Raw genomic sequence first — 8,125 nt, 5'->3', positions numbered from 1 at the left:
GCCGGCCAGGTGCTGACCCCGGCGGTGCGCGCGGAGCTGCGCGCCACCCAGACCAGGTGATGTAGGTGACCGACCCCAGATGGAACAGCGGCGGTTGGGTCTCCCCGTCCCAGCCGGGGCCGCCTCAGCCCCAGCCCCAGTCGCAGCTGAGTCCCGACCCCGCCTCGCCCGTCCGCCCGTACGCGGTGACAGGTGGACGGACGGCGCCGCGGGTCAAGCTGGCGATGGAGGCCCTCGTCTCCTCGGCGACCGCCGAGCAGCGGGAGTTCTCCCACATCACGCCGGAGTACCAGGCGATCAGCCAGCTGTGCCGGCAGGTGCGGTCGGTGGCGGAGGTCTCGGCCCTGCTGCGGATCCCGCTCGGCGTGGTCCGCGTGCTGATCGCTGACATGGCCGCCGAAGGTCTGGTCCGCGTGCACCAGCCACAGCTGGACGCCGGGCGGCCGGACGTCAATCTGCTGGAAAGGGTGCTAAGTGGACTTCGCAGGCTCTAGCCCCGGTCTCACCTCGACGAAGATCGTGGTCGCGGGGGGCTTCGGGGTGGGCAAGACGACGTTCGTCGGGGCGGTGTCGGAGATCATGCCGTTGACGACGGAGGCGGTCATGACGGACGCCTCCGCCGGTATCGACGATCTTGGGATGACGCCGTTGAAGTCGACCACGACCGTCGCGATGGACTTCGGCCGGGTCTCCCTCGACCGTGACCTGATCCTGTATCTGTTCGGTACGCCCGGGCAGCACCGGTTCTGGTTCATGTGGGACGACCTGGTGCGGGGTGCCATCGGCGCGGTCGTGCTGGTCGACACGCGTCGCCTGGCCGACAGTTTCCCGGCCATCGACTACTTCGAGGAGGCCCAGCTGCCGTTCATCGTGGGCGTCAACGGCTGGGACGGGCAATATCCGCACAGCGACACCGAGGTGCGCGACGCCCTCACCCTCGCGCCGCACATCCCCATGATCCGGCTCGACGCCCGCTCCAAGGACTCGGTCAAGAACGCGCTGATCCACCTGGTGGAGCACGCGCTCTCCGTCCGGATGGCCGTCCCGGGCTGGGGCAGCTAGCCGCCGCCCCAGCCGGAGGACGGCGGACGGGTCAGTGCTGCCTGGCCTCGATGAGGTTCGCCCCCGAGCCGAGCTCGACCACGTCGGTGAGCGTCAGCCCCGCCCGGTCGAGCAGCGTCGCGTACTCCTCGCGGCTCCGCTCGGCGCCGCCGTCGAAGATCGCCAGCATCCGCATGTCGAAGTCCTTGCCCAGATGCGGCTCCTCGCTGTCGGGGAGCACCACTTCGAGGATCAGGACGCGCCCCTCGGGCTTCATGGAGTCACGGACACCCCGCAGGATGCGCACGGCGTCGCCGTCGTCCCAGTTGTGCAGGATGCTGGCCAGCAGGTAGAGGTCGCCGCCGGCGGGCACGCCGGTGAAGAAGTCACCCGCCACGACCTCGGTGCGATCGGCCAGCCCCTCGTCCGCGAGGGTGCGGGCGGCCCGCTCCACCACGTGCTCCAGGTCGATCAGGACGCCCCGCATGCCCGGGTTGGCGTGCAGGATCGCGGCCAGGATGTGTCCCTTGCCGCCGGCCACGTCCACCAGCGTCGCCTCGGGCGGGAACGCGTACCGCGTGGTGAGGCCCTCGATGAGGGTCCGCGCCCGGCCCGCCATGTACTCGTCGAACAGCGTGCTCGACGCCGGGTTGCGGGAGAGGTGCTCGTACAGGTGGCCGTGGCGCTTCACGAACGCCGAACCGCCGTCGCGCACGGTCGTGGGCAGCATGCCCATGGCGTACCAGAAGCCTTCCTCGCCGAGCATGCGGATCGACGAGCGGACGGAGCCGGGCACGTCAGAACGCAGCACCGCACCCTTGTCCGTCAGCGCGTACGCGTCGGGACCCGCGCCGGTGACGAGGCAGATGGCGGCCAGTTCGCGCAGCACCCGGCGCAGCGACGGGGCGTGCGCCCCGCACCGCTCGGCCAGCTCGCCGGTGCCGAGCGGCCCGTCCGCGAGCTGGTCGGCCAGGCCAAGCTCCGCCATGGTCAGCGTCGCGGCGAAGCGGGAGATGTCGCTGAGCGACCCCATGAGGAGGTCCGTCGAGTGCTGCATGGGTCCCTTCCTGGAGGTCACGGGTTGCGGGTGGCCTGCCGGTGCCAGACCAGCATCCGGCGTTCGGTCAGGACGAACAGGGCGTTCACCACGGCGCCCAGCGTGCCGAGCAGCGCGATCGCCGCCCACACGCCCGCGCCGTCGAAGCCGCGCTGGGCCTGCAGCAGCTGGTAGCCGATGCCGTCGGTGCCGCCGATGAGCTCGGTGAGGACCATGAGGATCAACGCCAGCGACAGGCTCAGCCGCAGCCCGGCGAAGATCTTCGGCGAGGCCGCGGGCAGCACGACCACACGCAGCCGCTGCGCCCGCGTCAGGTTGAAGACGGTCGCGGTCTCGATGTAGGTACGGTCGATCGCGCGGGCGCCGTCGATCGTGTTGAGCAGCACCGGCCAGATCACACCGAACACGATGGTCGCCAGCTGCGTGAGCAGGACCCCGTTCGGGCCGCTCGTGGCGAACAGCACGACGAACACCGGCAGCAGCAGTGGCGGCGGGATCGACTTCCCGAACTCGATCAGTGGGTCGACGTAGTCGGCGGCCCGGCGCGAGCGCCCGAGCAGCATGCCGAGCGCGATCCCGACCACGGAGGCCAGGATCCAGCCGCTGAACATGCGGCCGAGGCTCGGCAGGATGTTGTCGATCGCGTCCTCGGTGAGGAACAGCTGCCCGGCGGGGCCGGAGAACCACAGCTCCCACATGCGGACGAGGATCGTCGTGGGCGGCGGGAAGTCGGTGTCCTCGACCGCGCGGCCGATCAGCTCCCAGAAGACGAGGACGACCGGGATCAGCCAGTACCTGGTGACGGCCTTCATGACGGCGCTCCCGTCCGCACCTTGTGCCAGTGGAAGAGCCGGCGCTCGCCGGCCAGCAGCAGCATGTTGGCGAGCACGCCGAGCAGTCCGGCCCAGACCGTGGCCGCCATCACGAGGTCGACCCGGTTGCCGCTGCCCGCCGTACCGACGAAGACGCCGATCCCCGAGACGCCGCCGGCCAGCAGCTCGGCGCTGACCGCGAGCACGAGCGCGATGCCCGCCGCGATCCTGACGCCCGTCATGACGAACGGGGCCGCGCTCGGCAGGCTCACCCTGATCAGGACGGACAGCTTGCCGAACCCGAAGCTGCGCAGCGACTCCTTGGCCACCGGGTCCACGTCGTGCATGCCGTACAGGGTGTTGAGGAGGATCGGCCAGAGCGAGGCGTAGACGATGACCGAGACCTTCATCATCTGTTCCATCGAGATCAGCAGGATCGCCAGCGGGATGATCGCCACCGAGGGGATCGGCCGCATGAACTCGAGGATCGGCCGGACGGTGCGCTCCAGCGAGGGCACCGCGCCGAGCAGCACACCCAGCGGGACGGCCACCACGATGGCGATCAGCAGGCCGAGCGCCCAGTTGGCCATGGTCGTGGCGACGCCGGCCAGGAACTGGGGGTCGGCCGGCAGCCGCACGGCCTCGTACAGGATGGTCGAAGGGGCGGGGAAGACCAGGCCGTCGCTGATGCCGAAGCGGATGACCAGTTCCCCGACAACGAGAAACCCCGCGGCGCCGGCGGCGCCGCGGAGCAGTCGTGCGCCAGTCATGTCATCCGTTCGATGCAGGGGTGACGATGAGCGACTTCACGTCGAGGGGGCTCGTGAGGTAGCCGTACTCCTGCATCAGGTCGGCGACCTTCTGCAGGCGGTTGGCGTTCAGCTCGCTCGGGTACGTGCCGAGGGTGATCACCGACGCGGTCTGGGCGTCGATCTTCGTGTACTTCGGCAGCATGGCCTCGATCTCCTTGCGGTCGCTCGAGGCGAGCTGCTGCGCCTTGGAGATCGCGCGGTTGAACGCGGCCAGCGTCTTCGGGTACTTCGACGCCCACTCCTCGGTGGCCATCCAGCCGGCGATGGGCAGGTCGGCCGTCTGACCGGACATCGTGTCGACCAGCTTGCGGAAGCCGTGCTGGCTCTGGGTGGCCGTGATGAACGGCTCGGTGAGCCAGCCGGCGTCGGCCTGGCCGCTCATGATCGCGTTGCCCATGTCGGGGAACGGCTTCTCGACGAACTTGACGTCCTTGTCGGTGAGGCCGGCCACCTTCAGCTGGGTGGTCACCGCGAGCGTGGCGATGTTCTTGAGGTTGTTGACCAGGACGGTCTTGCCCTTCAGGTCGGCCACCGTCTGGATCGGGGAGTCCTTCGGGACCATGATGTTGAAGGTGTTCGGCGCCGCCTGGTACATGTCGGCGACCAGCTTGACCTTCTTGCCCTGGCTCGCGGCCACGAACGTCGAGACGTAGTTGGTCATCGAGATGTCGAGCTGCCCACCCTCGATCATCGGGACGGCGGCGGCGCCACCGGTGATGGTGACGGGCTCGACCGTCAGGCCCTCTTCCTTGAAGAAGCCCTTCTCATTGGCGATGTAGAGCGACACGGGGTCGGGAACGGGCAGGGCGCCGACCTTGATGGTGGTCTTCTCCAGGCCGCTGCCGTTACCGGCCGTGGTCGCGGTGTTGTCGGAGCCACCGCAGCCGGAAAGGGCCAGAGCGACTGTCACGCCGAGAGCGAGGGCGTGACAGCGCAGTTTGCGAGTCATCGGGGGGTTCTCCTACCAGGGGGAAGCTATCTGGAGATGTGGCACGGTATGCCGGGCGTGAAGCGTACCGGAGGCTAGATCAGTCCGGGAGCGCTATGCCACGTTTACCCGTTTTATCAACAAAAAATAACTGCACACCCCTATGGCAGTAAATCTGCGAACAACGCATGCTTTTTGGCTAAATGTCCGGATTGGGACATTGGTTGCGCTCTGTGATCGGGGGCTTGCGACGTGAACATTGTGGCTGTCGGACCGGTTAAATACCTTCGATACGTTGGCCTAACTATGAGGTTTATGCTCAAATTGGGCCTCGAACTTGCCTGCGATCACTCGTCTGCGTGACGAAGCCGCTGAGAACCCCCTAGAGCAGGCCATGGCGAGAGGTTGCCACCAGTGACGACAACAACGACCGGCCCCGGTCGTGGTAGCACTCCGGACGTTCCGGAACAGGCTGCGGGCGGTGAACCGCCGAAGGCACGAACTTCCCGATCGGGCAGCTCGTTCGCTCTGCGCAACTGGCGTGTGCGTACTCGTCTCATCGCCCTCATCGCCATCCCCACCATCGTCGGCGTGATCCTGGGCGCCCTGCGCGTCACCACCTCGATCTCCAGTGCCCAGCAGTACCAGGTCATCGGCGAGGTCGGCGGCCTCATCAAGCAGCTCGGCGACCTGTCCAAGGACCTCGGCCTGGAACGCGACCTGGCCGGCCGGTTCGTCGTCTCGGGCAAGCGGTCGTCCGAGCGGGCGAAGCTCGAGAGCCAGCAGCGGATCGTGGACGCGAGCGTCCGACGCACCCTGGAGGCGGGCAAGGCGACCGAGCCGTCGCTGAGCGACCTCGGCCGAAGGACGCTCAACCGTATCGAGATCCGTTTCGGACAGCTGAAGTCGCTGCGCGACACGGTCAAGGGCTCGCAGCTGCCGCCCCTGCCGACGATCGAGAAGTACTCCGAGACCATCGCCGACATGCTCCAGCTCTACGACGAGCTGGCCCAGGGCTCCACGGACGAACAGCTCAACTCCACCTCGGCCGCCCTGCGCTACATCGCGCGTGCCGAGGAGGAGGCCTCCAAGCAGCGGGCGCTGCTGACGATCGCGCTGGTCAGAGGCTCCTTCGAGGAGCCGGAGTTCAACGCCTTCCTCGACACCCGCTCCCGCCGTGAGAGCGAGCGGACGGCGTTCAACGCGGTGGCCTCGCCGGCGCAGCGCCAGTTCTTCGACAACACGGTCGCCAGCCAGCGCATCGGCCGCGCCGAGTTCTACATCAGCCGCGCCGTCCTGCTGCACAACACCAACCAGTCCCTGCGCCGTCTCGACACCGCGACCACCCGCGACACCGACAACTGGTTCGACTCCATCAGCGAGACCGTCGACCGGATGCACCAGGTGCAGAAGGCGCTGTCCGAACAGGTCGCCACCCGAAGCGCCGACGTCGCCACCTCCGACCGGCAGCTCGCCGCCATCAACATCGGCGTCGTGGTCGCCCTGCTGATCCTGGTCCTCGCGATCACCGCCCTCATGGCGAGCTCGCTCGTACGCCCCCTGCGGCGCCTGCGCGGCGACGCCCTGCAGATCGCCGGCCACACACTGCCCGACCTGGTCCGCCAGCTGCGCAGCACCGAGGTCACCCCCGAGCAGTTGCACGTGCCGCCGATCGCCGTCGACTCGAGGGACGAGATCGGTGAAGTGGCGCGGGCCTTCGACGAGGTCCACCGCGAGGCCGTCCGCCTGGCCGGTGAGGAGTCCAGGCTCCGTAGCAACGTCAACGCGATGTTCGTGAACCTGTCGCGGCGCAGCCAGACGCTGGTCGAGCGGCAGATCACCCTGATCGACGGTCTGGAGCAGGGCGAGCAGGACGAGCAGCGGCTCGGCAACCTGTTCAAGCTCGACCACCTGGCCACCCGTATGCGGCGTAACAGTGAGAACCTGCTGGTGCTCGCCGGTCAGGACCCGCCGCGGCGCTGGAGCCAGCCGGTGAAGCTGGTCGACGTGGCCCGCGCCTCGCTGTCGGAGGTCGAGAACTACGAACGCGTCGTGCTGGAGGTGCCCGAAGGCGTCTCCATCGCCGGCCAGGCCGTCAACGACGTCATCCACCTGCTCGCCGAGCTGATCGAGAACGCCCTGTCGTTCTCCCCGCGCGAAACCCGCGTCCCCGTCTCCGGCAGCCGCATCGACGGTGGCGGCATCATGCTGTCGATCACCGACTCCGGCATCGGCATGACCCAGGAGGAGCTGGTCCAGGCCAACGAGCGCCTGTCGGACGCGCCCACCGTCGACGTCTCCGTCTCCCGCCGCATGGGTCTGTTCGTGGTCGCGAGGCTGGCACACCGGCACGGCATCCGGGTGCAGCTGCGCCCGCACGGCTCCGGCGGCCTGACCGCGATGGTCCTCATCCCCGAGTCGCTGCTCGGCTCGCAGCCGGGCCAGTTCGCCGGCGCAGGAGCCGCGGGAACCGGCTCCTCGGCCGCCGGTGGTGCCGTGCGCGAGGAGGCGATGAGCGGGTCGCAGCCGGTGCCGAGCTGGCCCGCCTCCGGCTTCCAGCTCCCGCCCGCGCACCCGTCGTACCCCTCCTACCCGTCCACCGACCTGCCGTCGGGCAGCTGGCCGTCGGCTCCCGCCTGGACCGGCGGCGACACTGGAGGCGGCGCCGGCGTCGGCACTCTCGGTGGCTCCGTCGGCGGCGGCGACCAGGGCTGGCTGACCTCCGACTCGGCCAACGACGTGTGGGTCTCCTCCCGCGGCCCGGCCGGCGGCGACGTCGCCACGCCCCCGCGCGGCGGCGTGTCCGACGAGACCAGGCCCTGGACGCGCCCGGCCGAACCGCCCGCGCCTCCCACGCGCGACCGCTTCGACTTCGCGGACTCCGAGATCGCCGCGACGGGACCGATGCCGGCCGTCCCGGCGGCCGCGTCCGGCGACGAGTTCCTGCCGATCTTCGCCGCGGTCGAGTCGGCCTGGTTCGAGCAGGGGCCGGAGCCCAGCGCCGCTTGGGGCTCCTCCAAGGCGGACGAGGGCTGGAACGCGGCGAAGGCCGTCGTCGAGCCGGCCCGTGACGGTTCTACGGCGGCGGGCCTGCCCAAGCGGGTGCCCAAGGCGAACCTGGTGCCCGGTTCGGCCGACGCCGCCTCCGCCCCGAAGGGCGTCGCCCCCATGCCGGCGGTCTCCCCGGACCGGGTGCGCAGCCGCCTGTCGAGCTTCCAGCAAGGTTTCCGCGCAGCGCGCGATGACATCAGCGAGGGCAGGACGTACGGGTCCGGCCCCAGGAGTGACAGCAGGGAGGAGGGCGCGTGAACGACCTGAGCCACGCGGCACGCGGGGTGGACTGGTTAATCACCGACTTCGTCAGCACGGTCCCGGGGGTCGCGCACGCGGTGGTGGTCTCGTCGGACGGGCTCCCGCTGGCGGCGTCGGCGGGTTTTCCGGCGGACCGGGCCGATCAGCTGGCGGCGATCGCGTC

General features: G+C 69.4%; 8 protein-coding genes. 4 read left to right on the top strand and 4 right to left on the bottom strand.

Annotation, left to right across the window (positions count from 1 at the left end; all coding sequences use genetic code 11):
- The first annotated feature begins 65 nt into the window (after positions 1-65).
- Positions 66-494 (top strand): DUF742 domain-containing protein, encoded by a 429-nt coding sequence (locus tag BLR04_RS39095; RefSeq protein WP_425413479.1) that lies wholly within the window; start codon positions 66-68, stop codon positions 492-494.
- Positions 475-1,062 carry a GTP-binding protein gene (locus tag BLR04_RS39090; RefSeq protein ID WP_090774211.1) on the top strand — a complete coding sequence of 196 codons (588 nt, stop codon included), beginning with the start codon at positions 475-477 and terminating at the stop codon, positions 1,060-1,062. Before BLR04_RS39095 ends, BLR04_RS39090 begins: the two co-directional genes overlap by 20 nt.
- 31 nt (positions 1,063-1,093) lie before the next feature.
- Here BLR04_RS39090 and BLR04_RS39085 read toward each other — a convergent pair whose 3' ends face one another.
- Genes BLR04_RS39085 through BLR04_RS39070 form a run of 4 tightly spaced genes read right to left on the bottom strand, consistent with a single transcriptional unit; the run spans position 1,094 to position 4,671 of the window.
- The gene (locus BLR04_RS39085; protein ID WP_090774210.1) at positions 1,094-2,098 is read right to left on the bottom strand and encodes a methyltransferase; all 1,005 of its coding nucleotides are present in this window, start codon (positions 2,096-2,098) and stop codon (positions 1,094-1,096) included.
- A 17-nt stretch (positions 2,099-2,115) separates the two neighbouring features.
- Positions 2,116-2,910: an ABC transporter permease gene (locus BLR04_RS39080; RefSeq protein ID WP_090774209.1), complete on the bottom strand. Its 795-nt coding sequence runs from the start codon at positions 2,908-2,910 to the stop codon at positions 2,116-2,118.
- Positions 2,907-3,680: an ABC transporter permease gene (locus tag BLR04_RS39075; RefSeq protein WP_090774208.1), complete on the bottom strand. Its 774-nt coding sequence runs from the start codon at positions 3,678-3,680 to the stop codon at positions 2,907-2,909. The genes BLR04_RS39080 and BLR04_RS39075 overlap by 4 nt, the downstream gene beginning before the upstream one ends.
- Position 3,681: 1 nt before the next feature.
- Positions 3,682-4,671, bottom strand: a complete 990-nt coding sequence (locus tag BLR04_RS39070) for an ABC transporter substrate-binding protein (RefSeq protein ID WP_245741010.1) — start codon at positions 4,669-4,671, stop codon at positions 3,682-3,684.
- Positions 4,672-5,193: 522 nt separating this feature from the next.
- Here BLR04_RS39070 and BLR04_RS39065 point away from each other — a divergent pair.
- Positions 5,194-7,959 carry a sensor histidine kinase gene (locus BLR04_RS39065; protein ID WP_176903564.1) on the top strand — a complete coding sequence of 922 codons (2,766 nt, stop codon included), beginning with the start codon at positions 5,194-5,196 and terminating at the stop codon, positions 7,957-7,959.
- Positions 7,956-8,125: roadblock/LC7 domain-containing protein (locus tag BLR04_RS39060; RefSeq protein ID WP_176903562.1), on the top strand; the 170-nt coding region annotated here is incomplete at its 3' end. The genes BLR04_RS39065 and BLR04_RS39060, both read left to right, overlap by 4 nt.

The organism is Nonomuraea maritima (genome assembly GCF_900100395.1).
Taxonomy (GTDB): Bacteria; Actinomycetota; Actinomycetes; order Streptosporangiales; family Streptosporangiaceae; genus Nonomuraea; species Nonomuraea maritima.
This window is presented reverse-complemented; position numbering and strand designations above follow the sequence as displayed.

Excerpts from the sequence above, each read along its gene's own strand:
- BLR04_RS39085 (WP_090774210.1), bottom strand. The coding sequence starts at position 2,098 with ATGCAGCACTCGACGGACCTCCTCATGGGGTCGCTCAGCGACATCTCC.
- BLR04_RS39080 (WP_090774209.1), bottom strand. The coding sequence starts at position 2,910 with ATGAAGGCCGTCACCAGGTACTGGCTGATCCCGGTCGTCCTCGTCTTC.
- BLR04_RS39075 (WP_090774208.1), bottom strand. The coding sequence starts at position 3,680 with ATGACTGGCGCACGACTGCTCCGCGGCGCCGCCGGCGCCGCGGGGTTT.
- BLR04_RS39070 (WP_245741010.1), bottom strand. The coding sequence starts at position 4,671 with ATGACTCGCAAACTGCGCTGTCACGCCCTCGCTCTCGGCGTGACAGTC.